25 protein-coding genes are annotated in these 23,716 nt (G+C 46.3%); 21 read left to right on the forward strand and 4 right to left on the reverse strand.

The features are described from left to right. Positions 1-97: 97 nt before the first annotated feature. Together cysS and PK654_RS05395 are read left to right on the forward strand one after the other, a co-directional pair. Positions 98-1,480 carry a cysteine--tRNA ligase gene (gene cysS, locus PK654_RS05390; RefSeq protein WP_271698172.1) on the forward strand — a complete coding sequence of 461 codons (1,383 nt, stop codon included), beginning with the start codon at positions 98-100 and terminating at the stop codon, positions 1,478-1,480. Positions 1,481-1,482: 2 nt separating this feature from the next. Beyond that, positions 1,483-2,061 (forward strand): thymidine kinase, encoded by a 579-nt coding sequence (locus tag PK654_RS05395; protein ID WP_271698173.1) that lies wholly within the window; start codon positions 1,483-1,485, stop codon positions 2,059-2,061. An 82-nt stretch (positions 2,062-2,143) separates the two neighbouring features. Here PK654_RS05395 and cmoB read toward each other — a convergent pair whose 3' ends face one another. Beyond that, positions 2,144-3,115 carry a tRNA 5-methoxyuridine(34)/uridine 5-oxyacetic acid(34) synthase CmoB gene (cmoB, locus tag PK654_RS05400; protein ID WP_271698174.1) on the reverse strand — a complete coding sequence of 324 codons (972 nt, stop codon included), beginning with the start codon at positions 3,113-3,115 and terminating at the stop codon, positions 2,144-2,146. A 38-nt stretch (positions 3,116-3,153) separates the two neighbouring features. Continuing rightward, positions 3,154-3,882 (reverse strand): carboxy-S-adenosyl-L-methionine synthase CmoA, encoded by a 729-nt coding sequence (gene cmoA / locus PK654_RS05405; protein WP_271698175.1) that lies wholly within the window; start codon positions 3,880-3,882, stop codon positions 3,154-3,156. Between the two features lie 448 nt (positions 3,883-4,330). On the opposite strand from cmoA, the gene aspS reads away from it, so the two are divergent. The 17 genes from aspS (at position 4,331) to nadA (ending at position 19,631) form a co-directional block, all read left to right on the forward strand. Further along, on the forward strand, positions 4,331-6,100 hold the full coding sequence (gene aspS, locus PK654_RS05410; RefSeq protein WP_271698176.1) for an aspartate--tRNA ligase: 1,770 nt from the start codon (positions 4,331-4,333) through the stop codon (positions 6,098-6,100). A gap of 153 nt (positions 6,101-6,253) precedes the next feature. Continuing rightward, entirely contained in the window at positions 6,254-6,937 is a 684-nt protein-coding gene (locus PK654_RS05415) for a hypothetical protein (protein ID WP_271698178.1), read from the forward strand. Between the two features lie 29 nt (positions 6,938-6,966). Beyond that, a complete protein-coding gene (gene ruvC / locus PK654_RS05420; RefSeq protein WP_271698179.1) occupies positions 6,967-7,485 on the forward strand; it encodes a crossover junction endodeoxyribonuclease RuvC in 519 nt (172 codons plus the stop codon). Positions 7,486-7,577: 92 nt separating this feature from the next. Then, positions 7,578-8,198 (forward strand): Holliday junction branch migration protein RuvA, encoded by a 621-nt coding sequence (gene ruvA, locus PK654_RS05425; RefSeq protein WP_271698180.1) that lies wholly within the window; start codon positions 7,578-7,580, stop codon positions 8,196-8,198. Positions 8,199-8,211: 13 nt separating this feature from the next. Then, positions 8,212-9,219, forward strand: coding sequence for a Holliday junction branch migration DNA helicase RuvB (gene ruvB, locus PK654_RS05430; RefSeq protein WP_271698181.1), 1,008 nt, complete (start codon positions 8,212-8,214; stop codon positions 9,217-9,219). Positions 9,220-9,665: 446 nt separating this feature from the next. Then, the gene (cydA, locus tag PK654_RS05435; protein WP_271698182.1) at positions 9,666-11,252 is read left to right on the forward strand and encodes a cytochrome ubiquinol oxidase subunit I; all 1,587 of its coding nucleotides are present in this window, start codon (positions 9,666-9,668) and stop codon (positions 11,250-11,252) included. A 15-nt stretch (positions 11,253-11,267) separates the two neighbouring features. Further along, positions 11,268-12,404: a cytochrome d ubiquinol oxidase subunit II gene (cydB, locus tag PK654_RS05440; protein ID WP_271698183.1), complete on the forward strand. Its 1,137-nt coding sequence runs from the start codon at positions 11,268-11,270 to the stop codon at positions 12,402-12,404. Between the two features lie 12 nt (positions 12,405-12,416). Beyond that, entirely contained in the window at positions 12,417-12,524 is a 108-nt protein-coding gene (cydX, locus tag PK654_RS05445; RefSeq protein WP_000270284.1) for a cytochrome bd-I oxidase subunit CydX, read from the forward strand. Next, positions 12,517-12,822, forward strand: coding sequence for a cyd operon protein YbgE (ybgE, locus tag PK654_RS05450; protein WP_271698189.1), 306 nt, complete (start codon positions 12,517-12,519; stop codon positions 12,820-12,822). The genes cydX and ybgE overlap by 8 nt, the downstream gene beginning before the upstream one ends. Positions 12,823-12,965: 143 nt before the next feature. Beyond that, positions 12,966-13,382 (forward strand): tol-pal system-associated acyl-CoA thioesterase, encoded by a 417-nt coding sequence (ybgC, locus tag PK654_RS05455; protein ID WP_271698191.1) that lies wholly within the window; start codon positions 12,966-12,968, stop codon positions 13,380-13,382. After that, complete coding sequence (gene tolQ, locus PK654_RS05460) at positions 13,379-14,062, forward strand: protein TolQ (RefSeq protein WP_271698193.1); 684 nt, start codon at positions 13,379-13,381, stop codon at positions 14,060-14,062. The genes ybgC and tolQ overlap by 4 nt, the downstream gene beginning before the upstream one ends. A gap of 2 nt (positions 14,063-14,064) precedes the next feature. Next, the gene (gene tolR / locus PK654_RS05465; protein WP_271698195.1) at positions 14,065-14,508 is read left to right on the forward strand and encodes a protein TolR; all 444 of its coding nucleotides are present in this window, start codon (positions 14,065-14,067) and stop codon (positions 14,506-14,508) included. Positions 14,509-14,520: 12 nt separating this feature from the next. Continuing rightward, on the forward strand, positions 14,521-15,597 hold the full coding sequence (tolA, locus tag PK654_RS05470; protein ID WP_271698197.1) for a cell envelope integrity protein TolA: 1,077 nt from the start codon (positions 14,521-14,523) through the stop codon (positions 15,595-15,597). 17 nt (positions 15,598-15,614) lie between these two features. Next, the gene (gene tolB / locus PK654_RS05475; protein WP_271698199.1) at positions 15,615-16,967 is read left to right on the forward strand and encodes a Tol-Pal system beta propeller repeat protein TolB; all 1,353 of its coding nucleotides are present in this window, start codon (positions 15,615-15,617) and stop codon (positions 16,965-16,967) included. Positions 16,968-16,994: 27 nt separating this feature from the next. After that, on the forward strand, positions 16,995-17,525 hold the full coding sequence (gene pal / locus PK654_RS05480; RefSeq protein ID WP_271698200.1) for a peptidoglycan-associated lipoprotein Pal: 531 nt from the start codon (positions 16,995-16,997) through the stop codon (positions 17,523-17,525). A 21-nt stretch (positions 17,526-17,546) separates the two neighbouring features. After that, positions 17,547-18,332: a tol-pal system protein YbgF gene (ybgF, locus tag PK654_RS05485; protein WP_271698201.1), complete on the forward strand. Its 786-nt coding sequence runs from the start codon at positions 17,547-17,549 to the stop codon at positions 18,330-18,332. A 234-nt stretch (positions 18,333-18,566) separates the two neighbouring features. After that, the gene (gene nadA / locus PK654_RS05490) at positions 18,567-19,631 is read left to right on the forward strand and encodes a quinolinate synthase NadA (protein ID WP_271698202.1); all 1,065 of its coding nucleotides are present in this window, start codon (positions 18,567-18,569) and stop codon (positions 19,629-19,631) included. A gap of 74 nt (positions 19,632-19,705) precedes the next feature. On the opposite strand, the gene PK654_RS05495 is transcribed toward nadA, so the two are convergent. Next, positions 19,706-20,275, reverse strand: coding sequence for a UPF0149 family protein (locus PK654_RS05495; RefSeq protein ID WP_271698203.1), 570 nt, complete (start codon positions 20,273-20,275; stop codon positions 19,706-19,708). A 315-nt stretch (positions 20,276-20,590) separates the two neighbouring features. On the opposite strand from PK654_RS05495, the gene PK654_RS05500 reads away from it, so the two are divergent. Then, on the forward strand, positions 20,591-21,049 hold the full coding sequence (locus PK654_RS05500; RefSeq protein WP_271698204.1) for an L-alanine exporter AlaE: 459 nt from the start codon (positions 20,591-20,593) through the stop codon (positions 21,047-21,049). 155 nt (positions 21,050-21,204) lie between these two features. Further along, a complete protein-coding gene (locus PK654_RS05505; RefSeq protein WP_271698205.1) occupies positions 21,205-21,972 on the forward strand; it encodes a DeoR/GlpR family transcriptional regulator in 768 nt (255 codons plus the stop codon). A 136-nt stretch (positions 21,973-22,108) separates the two neighbouring features. Here PK654_RS05505 and glpT read toward each other — a convergent pair whose 3' ends face one another. After that, entirely contained in the window at positions 22,109-23,488 is a 1,380-nt protein-coding gene (gene glpT / locus PK654_RS05510) for a glycerol-3-phosphate transporter (protein WP_271698206.1), read from the reverse strand. Positions 23,489-23,716 lie beyond the last annotated feature (228 nt).

A 23,716-nucleotide genomic window follows, 5' to 3' on the forward strand; every position in this document is an offset into this window, starting at 1 on the left:
TATTTTATTCAATGGATTGATAACTCAAGTATTACCTAATTCTTTGTGAGTTGTTATACTCACGCTCTGTTTTAGGCCATTTAGATTAGATGAGATCATGTTAAAAATTTATAACACACTTACCCGACAAAAAGAGGAATTCAAACCAATTACAGCCGGCAAGGTTCGTATGTATGTTTGTGGGGTAACCATCTATGATCTCTGTCACATTGGTCATGGTCGTACTTTTGTTTCTTTTGATGTTGTCTCCCGTTACCTTCGTTTTCTGGGTTACGATCTTAAATTCGTCAGAAACATCACTGATATCGACGATAAAATTATTAAGCGTGCTGCTGAAAATGGCGAAAGCTGCGATGAACTGACAGAGCGCCTGATTGGCGATATGTATCAGGACTTTGATGCGCTGAATATGAAACGCCCTGATCTGGAGCCGAGAGCAACACACTTTATCCCGGAAATTATTGAACTGGTAGAGAAGCTGATCGAAAGAGGCTTTGCATACGTTGCTGAAAACGGCGATGTAATGTTCGAAGTAAGCAAGTTTGATGAGTACGGAAAACTGTCTGGTCAGGATTTGGATCAACTGCAGGCTGGTGCCCGTGTTGATATCGAGAGCGCAAAACGCAGCCCGCTGGATTTTGTACTGTGGAAAATGTCTAAGCCGGGCGAACCAACATGGGAATCTCCATGGGGACCGGGCAGACCGGGCTGGCATATTGAGTGTTCGGCAATGAACTCCGCGATTCTTGGCAACCACTTTGATATTCATGGTGGCGGTTCAGATCTTCAGTTCCCTCACCATGAAAATGAAATCGCCCAGTCATGCTGCGCCCATGACACCCAGTATGTAAATACCTGGATGCACAGCGGTATGGTGATGGTCGATAAAGAAAAAATGTCCAAGTCACTGGGCAACTTCTTTACTATTCGTGATGTACTTGAGCATTACGACGCTGAAACCGTACGTTACTTCCTGATGTCTGGTCACTACCGTAGCCAGCTAAACTACAGCGAAGATAACCTGAATCAGGCGCGCGCTTCACTTGAGCGTCTGTATACGTCTCTGCGTGGTCTGGATTCAGATGCGGAAGCCGCTGGTGATGAGCAGTACGTAAGACGCTTCAGCGAAGCGATGAACGATGACTTCAATACACCGGAAGCATACTCTGTACTGTTTGATATGGCACGTGAGGTAAACCGCCTTAAGAATGAAGATATCCAACTGGCTTCTCAGCTTGGCGCACTGATGCGCGAACTGGCAGATGTGATCGGTATTCTTCATCAGGATCCGGAAGCATTCCTGCAGGGTGGCGCTCAGGACAATGATGAGGTGGCTGAGATTGAAGCGCTTATTAAGCTGCGTAATGACTCCCGTGCGGCGAAAGATTGGGCTAACGCTGATATGGCCCGTGATAAGCTGACTGAGATGGGTATTGTTCTGGAAGATGGTCCGCAAGGCACAACCTGGAGACGTGGTTAATAATGGCACAGATGTATTTTTATTACTCGGCAATGAATGCGGGTAAATCAACAACGCTTTTACAGTCTTCGTTTAACTATCGCGAAAGGGGCATGAATCCGGCCATCTTTACTGCGGCATTTGATGACCGTTATGGTGTTGGTAAGGTAAGCTCCAGAATAGGCTTGCAATCTGATGCCCACCTTTATGGTGCAGAAACCGATCTCTATCAGGAGATCGACAAGCTGAACGCTGAAGAGAAACTGCACTGTATTCTGGTGGATGAAAGCCAGTTTCTGACCAAGAAGCAGGTGTATCAGCTATCAGAAGTGGTAGATAAGCTGAATATTCCGGTGCTTTGTTACGGATTACGTACCGACTTCCTGGGCGAACTATTTGAAGGCAGTAAATACCTGCTTTCATGGGCGGATAAGCTGATTGAGCTTAAAACCATTTGCCATTGTGGCAGAAAAGCCAATATGGTGATCCGTACTGATGCAGAAGGCAATCCGATTTCTGAAGGTGATCAGGTGGCTATCGGCGGTAATGACTGCTATGTGTCTGTTTGCCGTCAGCACTATAAAGAGGCTCTGGGGAAATAAACTTTTCTTCGGTATAAAGCTAGTATAGAAAAGGGCAGCTTATTAATAAGCTGCCCTTGCTTTATGCGAAATAGTAAAACCGTTATGGGTTCTTCGCCACCAGAATAGCTCTTCTCGGAGCAGGGTAGCCTTCGACAGTTTTGCTTGGATCCTGCGGGTCAAGGTAATCCGGCAGTGAGTTATGGGTCATCCACTCTGTAGTTCGTTGCTCGCCAGTGGTAGTAATATTCTCATCGACAATCTTCACGTCTACGAAGCCACATTTTTCCAGCCACACCTTAAGGGCTTTCGCAGAAGGGAAGAAATAGACGTTGCGCATCTGAGCGTATCTGTCTACCGGTACCAAAACGGTATTCTCATCTCCTTCAATCACCAGAGTTTCCAGCACCAGTTCGCCACCCGGCAGTAGCTGGTTTTTCAACTGAAGAAGATGATCCAGTGGAGAGCGGCGGTGGTAGAGAACACCCATACTGAACACAGTATTAAAGGCTTTCAGTTCTGGTAGCTGCTCTATGCCCAGAGGAAGAAGATGAGCGCGCTGGTCGTCTCCCATTAACTTACGGATCGCTTCAAACTGAATCAGAAACAGATGAGAAGGATCGATACCGACACACAGTCGGGCACCTTCACCCAACATGCGCCACATATGGTAGCCGTTGCCACAACCCACATCGAGAACGGTACGGTTCTTTAGTGGTGATATATGCGGCAGAACACGATCCCACTTCCAGTCAGAACGCCACTCTGTATCGATATGAATATCGTGCAGATGATAGGGCCCTTTGCGCCACGGGTGGAATGTCTTAAGCAGGTTTTCCAGCTTCTTTTTTTCACCAGTTGCCAGTGGCTCTGTATTGCCAAGCGTAACAGACTGTTTTAGTTCAATAGAGTCAGGTTTATCGGCCGGTATCTTTTTTAACGCTCTCAGCCAGCGTTCAAAATCGCCGTGTTCGGCATTTTGCCAGTCAGTCAGTTGCTGTGGCAGTGTGTTCAGCCACGGCTGCAAATCCGTGTCCTGAGCAATCAGTTGGTAGAAGTTAGCAAAGTTAAACATAGAGTCAGAATCTAATTAATTTGAGTCGGTAGCGTGTGTTATTTAATGGCAAACATGGAGCCGAAATTAAAGCACTGGAACCAGAGTTCAACACTGGAAAAACCAATATTCTTCAGCCGTTCTTTATGCATTGGCACACTATCAGGAATCAGTACATTTTCAATGGCGCTGCGTTTCTGGCTGATCTCCAGCTCACTGTATCCGTTAGCGCGTTTAAAATCGTGGTGAAGATCAATCAACAGCTCATTGGATTTTTCATCTTCAAACACATACTTTTCTGACAGGATCAAAATCCCGCCGGGACGTAAGCCATGATAGATTTTTTCCAGCAGGCTTTGTCTGTCTTCCGGTGACAAAAACTGCAGAGTAAAGTTAAGCACCACCATACTGGCGTTTTCGATATCGACATTGCGGATATCGTCTTCAATCACTTCTACGGGTGTATCTGAGCGGTAGGCATTAACGTGTAACTTGCAACGCTCAACCATGGCGCTGGAGTTATCAATGGAGATAATCCGGCAGCCTTCCTGCTGAATGTTGCGGCGCATGGACAAGGTCGCGGCACCAAGAGAACAGCCAAGGTCATAGATGTTGCTGTTTGGTTTGGCAAATCGCTGTGCCAACATACCGATGGCAGAGATAATATTGCTGTATCCCGGTACAGAGCGTTGAATCATATCCGGAAACACTTCAACCACTTTTTCGTCAAAGGCAAAATTTCCTATGTTATCGATAGGAGAAGAAAATATGGTGTCTTGGTTGCTCATTGATATTTTGCCTTAGCTCGGGATAAAAACGGTGGCGTATTTTAAGGAAAAAAGCGCTTAATGTCATCTTGTCTTTCTCTGATAGGACTAAGTGGATACAAGATATAAAACCAGTTATTAATTTCATGTTGTGCGTTCTGCCATAAGGCAGATATCGATAAACAAACCCTCCGCGCCAGGGAAGGCGCGGCGGAGCCCCATGGATGGGTTTATGCGTGTTTGTGTTCGATATTTGCCGGAGGGAGCGGTATCTAATAATGGTTACCGAGTTATAAAAGGGTGAAAAACGCTGCTTTTGTAGCCAAATTGAAATAACGGATTAAAAATTGCCAGAAAAAGTGCGGTTAAAGGTCGATTTTAGCCGCTATTCCGAGTATAAATGTGGGTTCGAATCGGCAGCGCCCGCTGCCTCCGTTTAGCTAATAATTAAGAGATTGGGAATTTCATTATGCGTACCCAGTATTGTGGTCACCTGAACAAGTCCCTTGTGGGACAAACTGTAGAACTTTGCGGTTGGGTTAACCGTCGTCGCGATTTAGGCGGCCTTATCTTTGTTGATATGCGAGATCGTGAAGGTATCGTTCAGGTAGTTGTAGACCCTGATATGAAGGACGTATTTGAAATTGCTAACCAGCTCAGAAATGAGTTCTGCATTAAATTTACCGGTGAAGTGCGTGCGCGCCCTGACAGCCAGATCAACAAAGATATGGCAACGGGTGAAGTAGAAGTGCTGGCAACAGGCCTTGAGATCATCAACCGTTCTGATGTCCTGCCACTGGACTTTAACCAGAATAACTCAGAAGAGCAGCGTCTTAAGTACCGCTATCTGGATCTGCGTCGTCCTGAAATGAGCAATCACATTAAACTGCGTGCTAAGGCATCAAGTTTTGTGCGTCGCTTCCTTGATAGCAACGACTTCCTTGATATCGAAACACCGGTACTGACAAAAGCCACTCCGGAAGGTGCCCGTGACTATCTGGTACCGAGCCGTGTTCATAAAGGCAGCTTCTACGCGCTTCCGCAATCTCCTCAGTTGTTTAAACAGCTGCTGATGATGTCTGGTTTTGATCGCTACTATCAGATCGTAAAATGTTTCCGTGACGAAGACTTACGTGCTGACCGTCAGCCTGAATTTACTCAGATCGATATCGAAACGTCATTTATGAGCGCCGATCAGGTTCGTGAAGTGACTGAGAAGATGGTTCGCGAAATGTGGCAGGAGCTGTTAAGCGTTGATCTTGGAGCTTTCCCTGTCATGCCTTTCGCTGAAGCTATCCGTCGTTTCGGTTCAGATAAGCCCGACCTGCGTAACCCGATGGAGCTGGTGGATGTTGCTGATCTGGTTAAAGATGTTGAGTTTAAAGTATTCTCCGGCCCGGCTAATGATGAAAAAGGTCGTGTAGCGGTTCTTCGTGTGCCGGGTGGCGCTAAGCTGACTCGTAAACAGATCGATGAGTATGGTAAATACGTGGGTATTTACGGTGCTAAAGGTCTGGCATGGATGAAAGTAAACGATAAAGACGCCGGAATGGAAGGTATTCAGTCTCCGGTAGCTAAGTTCCTGTCAGAAGAAGTTATCTCTGCAATTCTTGAGCGTACGGGTGCTGAGTCCGGTGATATCATTCTGTTCGGTGCAGATAAAGCTAACACAGTGGCAGAAGCGATGGGTGCCCTTCGTCTGAAAGTAGGTATCGATCTAGAGATCACTGATACCGCGGCATGGAAACCACTATGGGTTGTTGATTTCCCGATGTTTGAAGAGGACGACGAAGGTAACCTGCATGCTATGCATCACCCGTTCACTTCTCCTCTGGGTGTTACTGCTGAAGAGCTTAAGGTCAATCCTGCAGCAGCAAACTCTAACGCTTATGACATGGTGATTAACGGCTATGAAGTGGGTGGCGGTTCTGTACGTATCCACAACGCAGAAATGCAGTCAGCGGTGTTCGATATTCTGGGTATCGATGAGTCAGAACAGCGTCTGAAATTTGGCTTCCTGCTGGATGCACTTAAATTTGGTACACCGCCACACGCCGGTCTGGCATTTGGCCTTGACCGTCTGGTTATGCTGTTGTGCGGAACGGAAAATATCCGTGACGTAATCGCCTTCCCTAAAACAACGGCGGCATCTTGTCTGCTGACTGACGCACCAAGCCTTGCGAATCCGGCTGCACTGGAAGAGCTGGCCATCGCGGTTAAGTTAGCCGAAGAAAAATAATTTCGTTATTACGTTCTTATTCAAAAAAAGCCAGGTAAGACCTGGCTTTTTTTTGGTGAATCAATTGCCCTTGGGTAGAATAATGCCAACCAGATTAATCGGTTGATATTTCACTGTCCGAAAAGATAACTATTTGTTAGCAGGGAAGATTTGATGCGTTATGTTGCTATAACACTGTTGATGTTTGTTCTGACCGCATGTGCAGGTAAAGAGAATTCGTTTGAAATTAAAAACCTGGCAAAATCGGATATCGACCTTGTTACCGATGTACATATTAAGCAGCTAAGAGAACTGCTTAAAACTCTGACGATTAAGCTGTATAAACGAAACCCGAGAGAGCTGAAGAAAAACTCCGGTATGACCATTGATGCGCGCGTAGCGCAGATACTGACCGTTGAACGGCCTGAAAATGGTTACCTTGAGCTGGGTAATATGGATGGCGTTGATGTGCTTCCGCTGGCTTTCTCTAAAGAGTTTAAAGGCGACAGGGTGTTTGCCCTTATGACAGGCATTAGCGGTATGTTAAGTGCCTCATACAATCACAAAGTCGATTTCTATATTTTTGACGAGATTGATCATCAGAAACTGTATGACAGTGCCCGTAACCTTGAGACCATCTCCTGGCAACTAAACAACCGAAAGTATGACAATGGTGAACTTCTGCTACTCAGCAATGGTATCGGTGCAAATGGTGTTGCCAACTACAGTTATGAACGTGTGTTGGGTCAGATGATACTTTTGCAGGATATGATGGCCTTGCTGATTTCAGACGGAACCAACCGTACCATAAATAAAGTAGCCCACAGTGTGGCATCATTTACCTTCTTCCCTATTTAATAAATTCGACAAAACACACAGGTTTATAAATGATAATTCTTGGTATTGATCCAGGCTCCCGCATTACAGGTTATGGTGTTATCAGGCAGGAAGGCAGACATCTGCATTATCTGGGGAGTGGATGTATCCGTACCTCTCAGGACGACCTTCCGGGACGATTAAAGCAGATATACGCCGGAGTAAGTGAAATCATTACCCAATTTCAACCCGATGAATTTGCCATCGAGCAGGTATTTATGTCGAAGAATGCCGACTCAGCATTAAAACTGGGGCAGGCAAGGGGCAGTGCCATTGTTGCAGCGGTAAATGCAGACTTGCCCGTTTATGAGTATGCGGCCAGACTCATCAAGCAGGCCGTAGTAGGAACGGGGGGGGCAGATAAGGCGCAGGTTCAGCATATGGTGATGAGTATGCTCAAACTGCCCAGCAAACCACAGGCAGATGCCGCTGATGCCCTCGGTGTGGCCATATGTCACGCCAATACCAATAAAACCATGATTGCCCTGGCAGGCAAAGCGACCAGTGCCAAAAAAGGGCGCTATCGCTGAAACTGGTGTCCCGGCATATCTAATTGTTACTGGATGTTTGTCCAGTAATGGAATATGATTCTGCACAGTTTAGTTTTCAAAAGGAACAACCAGTGATTGGACGCCTTCGCGGAATTCTCGTTGATAAGCAGCCACCGGAGCTGCTTATAGAAGTTAGTGGTATCGGCTATGAAGTTCAGATGCCGATGAGCTGTTTTTATGAGCTGCCTGAGATTGGTCAGGAAGCGATAGTGTATACCCATTTTGTTGTGCGGGAAGACGCTCAGCTACTGTATGGCTTTAACACCATAAAAGAGCGTGCGCTATTCCGCGAAGTGATAAAAGCTAACGGGGTAGGGCCTAAACTTGGTCTGGCAATCTTGTCAGGCATGACAGCTGCCCAGTTTGTATCCTGTGTAGAGCGGGAAGATATCTCAACACTGGTTAAACTGCCGGGTGTTGGTAAGAAGACCGCCGAACGTCTGGTTGTTGAAATGAAAGACCGCCTGAAAGGCTGGGGTGCCGGTGATCTGTTTACCCCGGCAACGGATGCGGCTCCTCTGGATTCAGCTCCGGCTGCAGAACCGGTGCAAAATGCTGAAGACGAAGCCGTGAGCGCACTAATTGCCCTTGGCTACAAGCCACAGCAGGCGTCGAAAGTGGTCTCTCAGGTCGCTAAGCCTGATATGTCGAGCGAAGGCTTGATCAGAGAAGCACTCAAATCCATGGTTTAACCGGAACTAAGTAATGATAGAAGCTGACCGTTTGATCGCACCGGATAATCCGGTATTTAAAGATGAAGATGTGATAGACCGTGCCATAAGGCCGAAAAAGCTGGCGGATTATCAGGGGCAGGATCATGTCCGCGATCAGATGGAAATCTTTATAAAGGCCGCTCAGCTACGTGATGAAGCCTTAGATCACTTGTTGATTTTTGGTCCTCCGGGTCTGGGTAAAACCACCCTTGCCAACATTGTTGCCAATGAGATGGAAGTGAACATCCGTACCACGTCCGGCCCTGTGCTGGAAAAAGCGGGTGATCTGGCGGCTCTGCTGACCAATCTTGAAGAGAATGATGTTCTGTTTATTGATGAGATCCATCGTCTGAGCCCTATGGTCGAAGAGGTGCTCTATCCGGCTATGGAAGATTATCAGCTGGATATTATGATTGGTGAAGGCCCGGCGGCCCGCTCCATTAAGATTGACCTGCCTCCGTTTACTCTTATCGGCGCCACTACCCGTGCCGGTTCACTGACTTCGCCGCTGCGGGATCGTTTCGGAATCGTTCAACGTCTGGAGTACTATAAAGTTGAAGATCTGCAGCATATTGTTCAGCGCAGTGCCAGCTGTCTTAATCTGTCTATGGATCCCGGTGGGGCGCTGGAAGTGGCAAGGCGTGCCCGTGGTACACCACGTATCGCTAACCGCCTGCTGCGTAGAGTGAGGGACTATGCCGAAGTTAAAGGCGATGGCCATATCTCTGCAGAAGTGGCGGACAAAGCCCTTGATATGCTGGATGTAGATAGTCAGGGCTTCGACTATATGGACAGAAAACTATTGCTGGCCATTATGGAAAAATTCTCAGGCGGCCCTGTCGGGCTGGATAACCTTGCTGCTGCAATTGGGGAAGAGAAAGACACCATTGAAGATGTGCTTGAACCTTATCTGATACAGCAGGGCTATCTGCAAAGGACACCGAGAGGGCGGATTGCCACCAGCCGCGCTTATCTCCATTTTGGCTTAGTTCAGCCATAAAGGTCGTTATTCTTGTCTGGCCGGTGTGTTATCACCGGCCTTTTTGTACCCGCCGAGTCGATCTAGATCTCAATATAATGAATATATTAATTATTTTTTGTGCAACTACTTTTGCAATTTAATTCTATAAAGACCCTCTTTTAATTCCCGCTGATTATAAAAACGCCGTTAAGGCTTGATATTAATCAATCGCAAACCCGTCAACTGACTTTTCCGGCAGAAAACTTGATTTCAATCAACGCAAAAAATCTTTTGAATCAAAGGTGATTTAGCAGTAATATTAGTTCCAGCTATATTAGATTAAACTTAACAAAAAACTAACCAAAAAGGCACATCTCATTAACATGATAACCTTTTAGTTACATTGTTAACTTGTTGATGGATAAGTGTCAGGAATTGGTGCAATAAGCATTAGTGTCCTTCAGCCCGACACAAAAGGAGTAACTATGATTGACATAGTCGATTTATCGCGGTTGCAATTTGCGCTTACAGCGATGTATCACTTTTTATTTGTTCCTCTGACTCTGGGTATGGCGTTTTTACTCGCCATTATGGAGTCTCTTTACGTAATGACCGATAAGCAGATCTACAAGGACATGACAAAGTTCTGGGGTAAGCTGTTCGGTATCAACTTTGCTCTGGGTGTGGCTACCGGCCTTACTATGGAGTTTCAGTTTGGTACTAACTGGTCATACTATTCTCACTACGTAGGCGATATCTTTGGTGCCCCTCTTGCCATTGAAGCCTTGGTCGCATTCTTCCTTGAATCCACTTTTGTAGGTCTTTTCTTCTTTGGATGGGATCGTCTGTCAAAACGCCAACACCTTGCGGTAACCTGGTTGGTGGCTCTGGGTTCGAACTTCTCTGCACTTTGGATTCTGGTCGCTAACGGCTGGATGCAAAATCCCGTTGGTGCAGAGTTTAACTTCGAATCCATGCGTATGGAGATGGTAAGCTTTGCTGAGCTGGTTCTTAACCCTGTAGCTCAGGTGAAATTTGTCCATACCGTAGCTTCGGGCTACACCTGTGGCGCCATGTTTATTCTGGGTATCAGTTCTTACTATCTGCTGAAAGGCCGTGATATCGCCTTTGCCCGCCGCTCATTTGCAGTGGCTGCATCGTTCGGTATGGCATCTATCCTTTCGGTTATTGTGCTTGGTGATGAGTCTGGTTATGAGCTGGGCGATGTGCAGAAAGTGAAACTGGCTGCCATTGAAGCCGAGTGGGAGACGGAAGAAGCTCCGGCGGCATTTACTCTGTTTGGTTTCCCTAATCAAGAGAAAGAGCATACCGACTTCGCGATTAAGATCCCTTATGTAATGGGTATTATCGCTACCCGTTCTTTCGATACGGAAGTAACAGGTATTACCGATCTTAAACTTGAGCACGAAGAGCGTATCCGCAACGGTATGCTGGCTTATGACCTGCTGCAAAAACTGCGTGGCGGCGATAAGTCAGAGCAGAACCTGCAAGCCTTCGACGATGTGAAGGACGATCTGGGTTACGGTCTGCTGCTTAAGCGCTATACGGAAAATGTGGTCGATGCAACGGAAGAGCAGATCCAGTCTGCTGTTGATGATTCCATCCCGACCGTATGGCCGCTGTTCTGGTCATTCCGCATCATGGTAGCGTGTGGCTTTATTATGCTGTTTGTATTTGGTGCTGCCTTCCTGCAAACCTGCCGTCAGAAAATTGAGCGCAAACCTTGGGTACTTAAAGCGGCGCTATTCTCTATTCCGCTACCGTGGATCGCTATTGAGATGGGTTGGTTCGTGGCCGAGTATGGTCGTCAGCCTTGGGCGGTAGGTGAAATTCTGCCGGTTGATGTTGCGGTTTCTGCGCTTTCTGAGTCGGATCTCTGGCTGTCACTGTTTGCAATTCTGGCACTGTATACCGTGTTCCTGATTGCAGAAGTGTATCTGATGGTGAAGTTTGCCCGTAAGGGACCAAGCAGCCTGAAGACAGGTCGTTATCATTTCGAACAAAACGCTGATTCTGCGCAAGACGTTATGAATCGCCAAGTAGAAGCGTAAGAGGAGAGAATAACTATGTTTGATTACGAAATCTTGCGTTTTATCTGGTGGGTACTGGTAGGCGTTCTTCTTATCGGATTCGCTATTGCTGATGGTTTTGATATGGGTGTAGGCGCACTGGTTCCGGTTCTGGGTAAAACAGACAACGAACGTCGCGTGATGATCAACTCTATTGCCCCGCACTGGGACGGTAACCAGGTGTGGCTTATTACCGCCGGTGGTGCTCTGTTTGCTGCATGGCCGCTGGTTTACGCAACCTCTTTCTCAGGTTTCTATCTGGCGATGGTGGTGACTCTGGCTGCTCTTTGGCTTCGTCCTATTGGTCTGGACTACCGTTCAAAGCTGGAAGACAAAAAATGGCGCAACTACTGGGATATCGCTATCAGTATCTCCGGTTTTGTTCCGCCGGTAATCTTCGGTGTTGCCTTTGGTAACCTGCTGCAGGGTGTACCATTTGTACTGAGTGACCTGATTATGCCTAGCTACCACGGTTCATTCTTTGCACTGCTTAATCCGTTTGCGCTGGTTTGTGGTCTGATTAGCCTTGGTATGTTCCTGATGATGGGCACAACCTGGCTACAAATGAAAACCACAGATGAGGTGTATAACCGCGCCCGCAACCTGACTAAAATTGTTGCTCTTGCAGTAACGGTACTGTTCGTTATCGCCGGCATCTGGATTCAGGGCATCGAAGGCTATGTGATCAAGAGTGAAATCGACACCATGGCGGCATCGAACCCACTAAATAAAGAAGTGGTACGTGAAGCGGGTGCGTGGATGGCTAACTTTTACAACTATCCGCTAATGTGGCTGGCACCTGTACTGGGTGCAGTGATGCCGCTGGTTGTCATTGTGGCGACACGTGCTGAAAAATCTGGTCTGGCATTCCTTGCGTCAAGTCTGACTGTGGCGGGTGTTATCCTGACTGCCGGATTTACTATGTTCCCGTTTGTGATGCCTTCAAGCATGGAACCAAGCCATAGCTTAACCATGTGGGATTCTACATCCAGTGAGCTTACCCTGCAAATCATGACAGCAGTAGCTGCCGTTATGGTACCGGTAATACTGAGCTATACCGCATGGGCTTACTATAAAATGTTCGGTCGTCTGGATAACCAGTTTATCGAAGAAAACAAAAACTCACTGTACTAAGGAGCATAGATTATGTGGTATTTCGCTTGGATTTTAGGTGTATTACTGGCGTGCGCATTCGGCATTATCAACGCGCTCTGGCTGGAACATTCAGAAATGATGGATAAAGATAGTGAGTAAACTGGCGGGTCAGGTTGATAACTGGCATCGCCCGATAGATAAAGCCCTGTTCCGGGCTTTATCTTTTCTGCTGGCCATCGGCCATGCCGGATTGATTTTGTGGGAACCAAACCAATATGCCGAGGCAATTGGCGGTTTTAATGTGGTAATAGCACCACTGCTTATCTGGGCAATATGCTCAGGGGTGATATTCGGTATTGGTTTTGTACAGAGAAGCCCATACTGGCGGCTGTTTTTCAGCCCCTACCTGTCGCTGACGATACTTCTGTATCTGACCGCACTTTATCTCTTCGCTTAAAAAAGCATCAAATTGAAGCGCATCCTTAGTGAGCGCTTCAATTTTTTATCATCTGCAACAAAAAAAGTTTGTCCGCATCGTACTATTTCCTTTTGATAGGGTATAGTTAGCCATTATTTTAATTTTCAATATTGGTAATGGTTGTGGAGCAAGCAATAGCCCCTCAGTTTCGTTGGCCTGTCACCGTCTACTACGAAGACACGGATGCAGGCGGAGTTGTCTATCATTCAAACTATCTGAAGTATTTTGAAAGAGCGCGGACTGAACTCTTACGCTCTGTTGGTGTCTCTCAACAGGTACTACTTGAACAACAAACCGGTTTTGTTGTTCGCCATATGGACATCGATTTTTTGCTGGGTGCAAAGCTGGATGAACATCTGACGGTAGTTACAACCATTGCAGAATTAAAAAAAGCGTCGATTAGCTTTTGTCAGGAAATGGTTAATCATCAGGGTGACGTCTTGTGCAGAGCGACTGTTAAGGTAGCATGCGTAAACAGTTTAAAAATGAAACCTAAAGCGATCCCGGGTTCAATTATTGCGGAGTTAAAGTCAGAGTGAATGCCGAAATTTCTATTCTAGATCTATTTTTGCAGGCCGGTTTACTGGTTAAGTTGGTTATGTTGGTGTTACTGGGTATGTCCGTTGCATCATGGGCAATGATCATTCAACGCAGCAAAGTGCTCTCTTCAGCAATTAAAGATGCCAGTGAGTTTGAAGACAAATTCTGGTCTACTCAGGATCTTTCTCAGCTATATCAGCAAGTAAAAGCGCGTAAAGATAACCTTTCCGGAACGGAAGAGATTTTTTATTCAGGTTTTACCGAGTTTGCCCGTCTGAGAAGAACAGCTGGTTCATCCCGCGATTCAGTGATGGACGGAACCGGACGTGCCATGCGGGTAAGTGTTTCCCGTGAAGTGGATGAGCTTGAAACCAGCCTGCCGTTTCTGGCAACCGTAGGTTCCATCAGCCCTTATATCGGCCTGTTTGGTACGGTCTGGGGAATTATGCACGCCTTTATCGCTCTGGGTGAAGTAAAGCAGGCAACCCTGTCAATGGTTGCCCCCGGTATCGCCGAGGCGCTGGTTGCTACGGCAATGGGTCTGTTTGCAGCTATTCCGGCAGTAATGGCTTATAACCGCTTAAGTAACCGTGTTAGTAAGCTTGAGCACTCATATGCCACCTTCTCTGAAGAGTTCCACAGTATTCTCCACCGTCAGGCGATGAGCGATAAGGAATAGTCATGGCGGGTTATCAACCGAAAAAGCGTAAGCTGACTGCAGAGATTAACGTCGTTCCTTATATCGACGTTATGCTTGTGCTGCTGATTATCTTTATGGTGACATCACCCTTTGTTACTCAGGGGGTTGATGTGGAACTGCCGGCAACCTCTTCGGCAAAACCAGCTTCGGAACTGGCCGGTGAAGATAACGCCAGCTTTATTATTGTCGAGATTGATCAAGAGGGTAATCTTGGCCTGAGTGTAAATAACGAAGAGGTAAAACGCGGTCTCTCCCTTCAGGATGTGCTGATAAGGGTAAAAGCGGAGCTTTCCATATCGCCGACATCACCGGTTGCCGTAGGTGGTGATGCTGCCACACCATACTCAGAGATTGTACTGGTGCTTGATGAACTTAACCGCGCAGGTATAGAGAAAGTCGGCCTGCTGACGGAAATAAAGGAATAGTTTTAGCCGTAGATGAAAAATAATAACAAGTTTACATCAGCGATAGCTATCTCAGTGGTACTGCACCTTTTGTTAGTGGCAGCACTGCTATGGGGAACCGATTTTAATATGTCTAAACCAGAGCCGGTCGGCAATCTGGTTCAGGCTGTGGTGATTGATCCGAACGTTGTCAGACGTCAGGCAAACGAAATCAGAAGTCAGCGTGAATCTGCCGCTAAGGCGGAAAGAGAGCGTCTGGAAAAGCTGCGTAAGCAGACAGAGCAACTGGAGAAAAACCGCAAAGAGGAAGAGGCCAGAATCCGTAAGCTTCAGGAAGATAAAGCCAAAGCCGATAAAGCGGCCCGTGAGGCAGAAAAACAGCGCAAGGCGGAAATAGAAAAAGTCCGTAAAGAGAAAGAGCGTCTGGCAAAAGCAGAAGCGGAGCGCAAGAAGCAGCAGGAAGCGGCCAAAAAAGCTGAGCAGCAGAGAATAGAAAAACAGAAACAGCTGGAAAAGGCTGAGAAAGCGCGTATTGCTAAGCAGAAAGCGATTGAGAAAGCAGAACAAGAGCGCATAGCCAAAGAGAAAGCGGCTAAGCAGGCAGAAGAAAAAGCGCGCCTGGAAAGAGAAAAAGCTAAGAAAGCCGAAGCAGAACGCATCGCTAAAGAGAAAGAGCGTGCAGCTGCGGCTGAAAAAGCCCGTAAGGAGAAAGAACGCCTGAAGCAGTTAGAGCGTGAGCGCAAAGAGCAGGAAGCCGCTCTGGGCGATATCTTTGCCGGCCTTGAGCAAGAAGCTTCGCAGAACCTGTCTGCCAAAGAGCGTTTTGTCGCTTCAGAGGTAGACCGTTACGGCGCCATCTATACTCAACTGATTCAGAACAACTTATTGCAGGATGAATCCTACCTTGGCAAATCGTGCCGGGTTAACTTAAGATTACTTCCGACAGGAAAAGACGCCATACTTAGTGATGTTAAGGTACTCTCCGGAGATAAGCGTGTTTGTGCTGCAACAAAACGAGCTGTCGCTCAGGTTCGCAGCTTCCCGCTGCCTGACGATAAAGATGTGGTAGCTAAGCTAAGAGATATCAACTTAACATTTGCGCCCGAGTAATAGGAAAAGGAATTACAGTGATTAAAAAACTTATTACAGGATTACTTATTCTGGTAACAGGCTACGCTAACGCCGCGTTGGAACTGGTCATTACCGAAGGAATAAACTCAGCCCGTCCCATCGCCATAGTACCGTTTAAATGGCAGGGAGAGAAAAAGCTGCCACAAAATATCTCTGCTATTGTTTCTTCAGATCTGCAGCGTAGCGGTAAGTTCAGCCCGGTGGCAGTAAACAAAATGCCACAAACTCCTTATACGGATAGTGAGATAGATTTCTCTGCTTGGACAGGGTTGGGCGTTGATGCACTTCTTACCGGAACCATTACTCAGAATGCTGAGGGTAAGTTTGTCATCGACTACCAGCTTGTGGATGTCGTGCGCGGACAGCTAACGGACGGACAGAGCAAAGCGTTGGATGCAAACGGCAATCTGGTACTTTCCAAAGACCATATTCTGTTCCATAAAAAGTCCATTCCACTTAGCGCAAATCAGCTACGTAAATACGCCCACAAGATTTCTAACTTTGTATTTGAGCAACTGACGGGTGAAAGAGGCGCATTCCTGACCCGAATCGCCTATGTCGTGGTTAACGATGACGACAAATATAAATATCAGCTGAGAGTGGCGGATTACGACGGCTACGATGAGCGTCTGGTTTTGCGTTCTAAGCAACCACTTATGTCTCCGGCATGGTCTCCTGACGGACGTCAGCTGGCCTATGTAAGTTTCCAAAATGCCCGTGCTGAGATATTTATCATGGATATCTATACCGGCAAACGTGAAAAATTAACTTCATTCCCTCGTCATAATGGTGCGCCAAGATTCTCACCAGATGGCAAAACACTGGCTATTGTTTTATCAAAAACCGGTAGCCTTCAGGTCTACACGCTAGACTTGCAATCGCGAAAACTGAAACAAATAACGAGCGGAAGATCAAATAATACGGAACCATTTTGGTATCCAGACGGACAATCTCTCATATTTACTTCAGATCGGGGTGGTAAACCTCAGATTTATCGAGTAAATTTGTTAGACGGTTCGACTAACCGTTTAACTTGGCAGGGTAGCCAGAATTTGGGTGGTCAAATTACACCGGACGGACGCTTTATGATTATGGTAAATCGTTCCAATTCCGGCTTTAATCTGGCAAAACAAGATCTGGAGACGGGAGCCGTTCAGGTGTTAACCAGAACACTTCTGGATGAATCCCCAAGTATTGCCCCGAATGGTGGAATGGTCATATACAGTTCGATCTACAGAAAGAAAAACGTACTTTCTCTTGTATCGATAGATGGTCGTTTTAAAGCTAGATTACCGGCAACAAATGGGCGTGTAAGAGCTCCCGCATGGTCACCGTTTTTAAGCAACTAAGTTTTGAATTATTAAGGAATAAAAAAGATGCAACTAAACAAGGTTCTGAAAGGGCTACTTATTGCGCTACCAATTCTAGCAGTTACAGCATGTAGCTCTAGCAATGAAGCAACTGACGCTTCATCACAGCAGACTAACAACCAACAGACAGCGACTGACGGCACTACGGTAGTAACTCCTGTAGGTCAGGATGCAAAACTGTCTGAGCAAGAGCTTAAAGAGCAAGCACTTCGCGAAAACCAGACTGTATTCTTCGCATTTGACAATGCAACAGTGGCTGGCAGCTACGAAGAGATGCTGGCTGCTCACGCTGCATTCCTGAGCAAAGACCCATCAATCAAAGTGACTGTAGAAGGTCATGCTGATGAGCGTGGTACTCCTGAGTACAACATCGCACTGGGCGAGCGTCGTGCTGAAGCAGTATCTAAGTACCTGCAAGCTCTGGGTGTACAGGCTGACCAAATCGCTATCATCAGCTATGGCGAAGAGAAACCACTGGTTCTTGGTCAAACTGAAGCAGCCTATGCGAAAAACCGTCGCGCGGTTATCGTATACTAATTAAGATTGAGGAAAGACCTCATGAGCAGTAACCTGAAGCGAGCTGCTTCGCTTGTGTTACTGGCAAGTGCGGCGAATATTACATTCGCCGCACCAGCTCCAGTGGCAGATTTAAGCAGTGACACCTCCGCTACCTCCCAAACATCCAATCAAGTCTCTACTCCCGAAACTGATGTTCAGCGTCTGGAACGCCTATTGCGTAATCGCGCAACTGTACAGTTACAAATGCAGCAGCAAATCGATGAGATGACAGCCGAACTGGATGAACTCAGAGGTTTGGTGGAAAGAAACAGCTACGACATGAAGCAGATGCTTGATCGTCAGCGCGAATTGTTTATTGAGATGGATAAGCTTCGTAACGAAGTGAAGACATCGGCAACCGCTGAAACTGACACATCTGATACAGGTAGTGAAGGTAACAGCGGTACTTACAGTTCTGATTTAGATGAAGAGGCGGCATACAAAAATGCGGTTGATCTGATCCTGAAGAAGAAAGACTACGCTGGTGCTATCAATGCCTTTATTAAGTTCCAGTCTGATTTCCCTCAGTCAAACTTTACGCCTAACTCCCACTACTGGCTTGGCCAACTCTATTTTGCCAGAAAGCAGGATGCAGAAGCTGAGAAGAGCTTTTCTGCTGTGGTTTCGTTTAAAGATTCCAACAAACGAGCTGACTCACTGGTTAAGCTGGGTGATATAGCGACGCGCAATAAGCAGACGGCTAAAGCGAACAGCTATTATCAGCAGGTGATTAAAGAGCATCCGAACAGTGCTTCGGCTAAAGCAGCACAGAAGAAGTTGAAGTAAGCTTTGTGTGATATTTACGGAGGGTTCGCTATTACAGGCGAACCCTTTTTAGTTCTGAACAAACCTATTGCCACTCTTTACTCTTATTTCAGGTTATTCTGGCAACATGTTTAGAGAATGCTATAGACGAATTTACTATATGGAGATGTGCTGATTCCATAGTAAGTAACTTCACCTTATGCTTTGTTGGGTATACAATGCTCGGATTATAGGAAGTTGCATAGAGCAAGAGCAATGAGCCACATACTCGACTTAATAGAAACACCCGTTTATCCGTTCCCGCCAAAGCCGGTTCCGCTGACAGAAGAGCAAAAAGCGGCCCATATTGAAACCATCACCCGACTGTTAAAAGAGCGAGATGCTGTATTGATCGCTCACTATTATACGGATCCTGAAATTCAGGCTCTGGCAGAGAATACCGGTGGTTTTGTTGGTGATTCACTGGAAATGGCCAAGTTTGGTAACCGCCATCCGGCCAGTACCCTGATTATTGCCGGGGTTCGCTTTATGGGTGAGTCAGCTAAAATTCTGACTCCGGAAAAGACCATTCTGATGCCGAACCTTGAAGCTGAGTGTTCTCTGGATCTAGGCTGTCCTTCCGATAAATTTACCGAGTTCTGCGATGCCCATCCTGATCATACGGTTGTGGTGTACGCCAATACCTCAGCAGCGGTTAAAGCGCGTGCTGACTGGGTTGTTACATCCAGTATTGCCCTTGAGATTGTCGATCATCTGGATGCGGAAGATAAGAAAATTATCTGGGGTCCTGATCGTCACCTTGGCTCTTATATTGCCAATAAAACCGGTGCAGAGATGCTTCTCTGGCAGGGCGAGTGTGTAGTGCATGATGAGTTCTCCGCCAAAGCACTAAAGGATTTAAAAACGCAATATCCTGATGCTGCCATTCTGGTACACCCTGAATCACCGGCCTCTGTGGTAGAGCTTGCTGATGCAGTAGGGTCAACCAGTCAGTTAATTAAAGCGGCTAAAGAGCTGCCACATAAAAAACTGATTGTGGCGACAGATAAAGGTATCTTCTTTAAGATGCAGCAACTGGTTCCGGAAAAGGAGCTGATGGAAGCGCCAACAGCGGGAGCGGGAGCAACCTGCCGTAGCTGTGCTCACTGCCCGTGGATGGCAATGAATGGCTTAGCTGCTATTGAGAATGCACTGACAGAAGGCGCTGCAGAGCATGAGATCTTCGTTGATGAAGAGGTACGTGTTAAGTCTCTTATCCCCCTTAACAGAATGCTGGACTTTGCCGAGCAACTTCAGTTAAGTACCAAAGGTAACGCGTAATACGCTTACTGTCCGAACAACAAAAAGCCCCGGAGTTTAAACTTGCGGGGCTTTTTACATTTCGCTATTTGTTATTACTGCTCTTCTGCCAGCATAGCGCCACGCTGAGTAAGACCACACAACATAGTCGGAATGGCGTTAAAGATCTCCTCAAACTGATCCAGACCATCTACACCGTGCTCTTTCAGTGTTGCCAGTGAAGTTTCCGGATCAAATAGCATGCTAAGTGACAGCAGCACACCGCCCAGCAGGGCATTATCTTCGCTCTCTTCCGGCATCAGTGTTTCCCAGTCGTCCCTTGCAAGCTGCCAGCCCTGTAGTGCGCCTTCGGTAAACTGCTTGGTCTTCTCTGAGACAATCTCTTCTTCATCCAGGGTGCAACCTTCCGGCCATTGCCATGTTCCTTCCAGCAGGGCTGGGCGGGCATGGTTCCAGATGGCGATAATAATATCGGCGTACTCTTCTAATTGCGCACCGTCAGTAAACGGGGCCACTTCTTCTCCGCCCCATAAAAACGGAATCCATTCCGTTGGATCCAGTACATTCGGGGCTGCAGCCATTGCGGTAACAAAACCATAGGTTTGCGCTTCATTAAGTAGTTTGCCTTCCAGTTCAGGCTGCTCAAGTAGTTGTTGTAGATTCAATGTCTTGATCTCTTGATGAATATTAATCCGATTCTAGCATAGCCAAAAGGGGAAGGTGATTTCTCAGTGCGAATTTGCCGGGATAATTTAACCCTGAGCCTAGTGAATTATTTTTGTCAAAGCCAAGCAAAATAGCGGATGCAACTGGTTACTGATTAATAAATAGTGAAAAGTTCAAAACATTTATTTAAAAACGGTATTTAAAACTGGTAAAAAGCTGTTTTAATAGCGCGGTAAACTGGCTCGTCAAGGTTTTGCCAGTTATATCGTTTGTGATTTATTGTTTTTAATAGATAAATATGCTGGAAATTGCTAATGAAGCCGCGCAACCCCTTTAATGTCAGACTGGTAGCTGCAGATATGTTCGCTATGGTGGTATTTTGTTTTGTCACCGGAATGTTTATAGAGATTATGATTTCAGGACTGAGTTTTGAGCAGTCACTGGCGTCGCGAACGTTGGCGATTCCGGTAAATATCGCAATTGCTCTGCCGTATGGCGTTTTCAGGGACTGGATTATCAGACAAGGTATGAAGTTATCGCGCAGCTCTCTGATGAAACAGCTGTCTGATTTGCTTTCGTTTGTTTCATTTCAGATCCCGGTGTATATCGCCATACTGTATACCGTTGGCGCAAGCCATGACCAGATAGTCGCCGCAGTAACAAGTAGTGTAGTGATGTTTAGTGTACTAGGTATGCTTTACGGACACTTCCTAGAAAGCTGCCGCCGCTGGTTCCGGGTTCCGGGTTATTCAACAAGGGTAAACAATCATTAATTGCCTGCACATTTCTATGGATTAAATTGGCATTGCCATAATCACAGGTGTAATATTTCAGCACCTTATATACTCAGGAAGGTTATTATTCCTGAGTATTGCTTTACCGGGGCATGAAAATAAAGTCCGGAATATTTCATAGTGAAGGAATAAGAGTGAAAGCAGAGCAGCGGCACAACGAGATAGTTCGGCTCGTTGAACTAAATGGTGAAGTAAACACGGACGAACTGGTTGAGATATTTAATGTCAGCCCGCAGACCATTCGCAGAGATCTAAACGAACTGGCAGAAGAGAACAAACTTCGCCGTACCCATGGTGGTGCAACTAACTCTTCAAGCTCTGAGAACTCCAGCTACAGCAACCGTAAGGTGATGCATCCGCGGCAGAAAGAGCAGATTGCCACAACACTAACCCGTCATATCCCCAATGGTTCAACCCTGTTTATTGATATCGGCACCACACCTGAAGCCGTGGCAAGGGCACTTACTGTCAGCCATAGCGACCTTCGCGTTGTTACTAACAATATAAATGTTGCCACCATCCTGATGGAGAGAAGTGACTTTAAGGTGATTCTGGCTGGTGGTGAAGTGCGTAACATAGATGGCGGGGTGACAGGAGAGGCGACTCTGGACTTTATCTCTCAGTTCCGTCTTGATTTTGGTGTACTTGGTATTAGTGGTATCGATTTTGATGGTTCGTTACTGGATTTTGATTACCACGAAGTCAGGGTAAAGAAAGCCATTATCGAAAACAGCCGTCAGACTATTCTCGGCGTAGACCACTCTAAGTTTGGCCGTAATGCCATGGTTAAACTGGGTAATGTCAGCGAAATCAATCTGATTATTACCGATCAGATGCCTCCGGAGCCTTTAGCTTCTATTCTGCAAGAGAGCGAAACACAGGTAGAAGTGATCGAGCTGTAATTTGGTTTGTTATTTAAAAGAAACTCCGTTTGTTAAATCAGGCGGAGTTTTTTATTTGATGCATATTCGTAAGGGCTATTGATTAAAAAAGACCGCTGAAAATCAGCGGTCTTTGTCTTAGTAGAGTAAAGGGAAATTAAGCTGAAGCTTCAGCGGCTTCTAGTCTTTCTTTCGCTTCTTTTTCTTTATGGAATTTTTTCTCACCGAAGTATGCATAAGCAAGGCACAGGATAGAGATACCACATGATGCTGTCAGCAGGATAAAGCCGCCATTCCAGCCAAAGTGGTCAACTGTGTAACCAAGAACGGCGTTTGCTGCCACGGCACCACCAAGGTAACCAAACAGACCAGTCAGACCGGCAGCAGTACCCGCTGCTTTCTTAGGTGCAAGCTCAAGAGCGTACAGACCAATCAGCATAACAGGGCCGTAAATCAGGAAGCCGATAGCAACCAGTGCAGCCATATCTACGCCCGGGTTACCTGCTGGGTTGAACCAGTAAACAAATACTGCGATTGTTACAAGAACCATAAACAGGATACCGGCAGGAGCACGGCGGCCTTTAAACCACTTATCAGAGATCCAGCCACAAAGCAGAGTACCCGGAATACCAGCCCACTCGTACAGGAAGTATGCCCATGAAGATTTATCTACCGTAAACTCTTTTGCTTCAGAAAGATAAGTCGGAGCCCAGTCCAGTACGCCGTAACGAATCAGATAAACAAATGCGTTAGCAATAGCAATAGACCATAGTAGCTTATTGTTGAAAACGTACTTAAAGAAGATCTCTTTAGCCGTCATCTCTTTTTCGTTAGCTTCGCTGTAGTTATCAGGATAGTCGTTCTTATACTCTTCGATTGCAGGCAGACCGCAAGACTGAGGAGTATCACGAAGGGTGATCCAGATAAAGATAGCAACCAGAGTAGCGAAGAAAGCAGGTACGTAGAATGCAGTATGCCAGTCATCGTTAAACAGCCACAGACCCAGAATAAACATAGGACCGATCAGACCACCACCGATGTTGTGTGCCACGTTCCATACGGAAACCAGACCACCACGCTCTTTACGTGACCACCAGTGAACCATGGTTCTGCCACATGCAGGCCAGCCCATACCCTGGAACCAACCGTTCAGGAACAACAGAATGAACATAGCAGTAACGCTACCTGTTGCCCACGGCATAAAGCCGAAGCAGAACATAACAGCAGCAGACATTAACAGACCGAAACTCAGGAAGTATCTTGGGTTTGAACGGTCAGACACACTACCCATCAGGAACTTAGACAGACCGTAGGCAATAGATACTGCAGAAAGAGCAACACCTAACTGGCCGCGGGTGAATCCTTGTTCAATAAGGAACGGCATTGCCAGGCTAAAGTTTTTACGTACAAGATAATACCCAGCGTAACCAAAGAAAATCCCCATAAACAGCTGCCATCTAAGGCGCGTGTAGGTAGCGTCAACCTGACCTTCAGGCAGGCGCTCAATATGAGCTTTAGGCTTAAAAATACCAAACATTTTAATTTGACCTATATATTAGAGTTATTGGATGAAACGAACGTTATATGTTCGAACGCGCAAATTATGACGAATTGATAAAAAAAATTTGCGAGCCAGATTCACTTTATTTATTTCACGCTAAAAAATATTAAATGACTAGTGTTTCTCTGTCTAAATAGTGTTAATGACTAATTTTCATGTGTTAAATGTTATTAAAATCGTTACATAAATATGACAGTGAGAAAA

It is taken from the genome of Vibrio sp. SCSIO 43137, from assembly GCF_028201475.1.
Classification (GTDB): domain Bacteria; phylum Pseudomonadota; class Gammaproteobacteria; order Enterobacterales; family Vibrionaceae; genus Vibrio.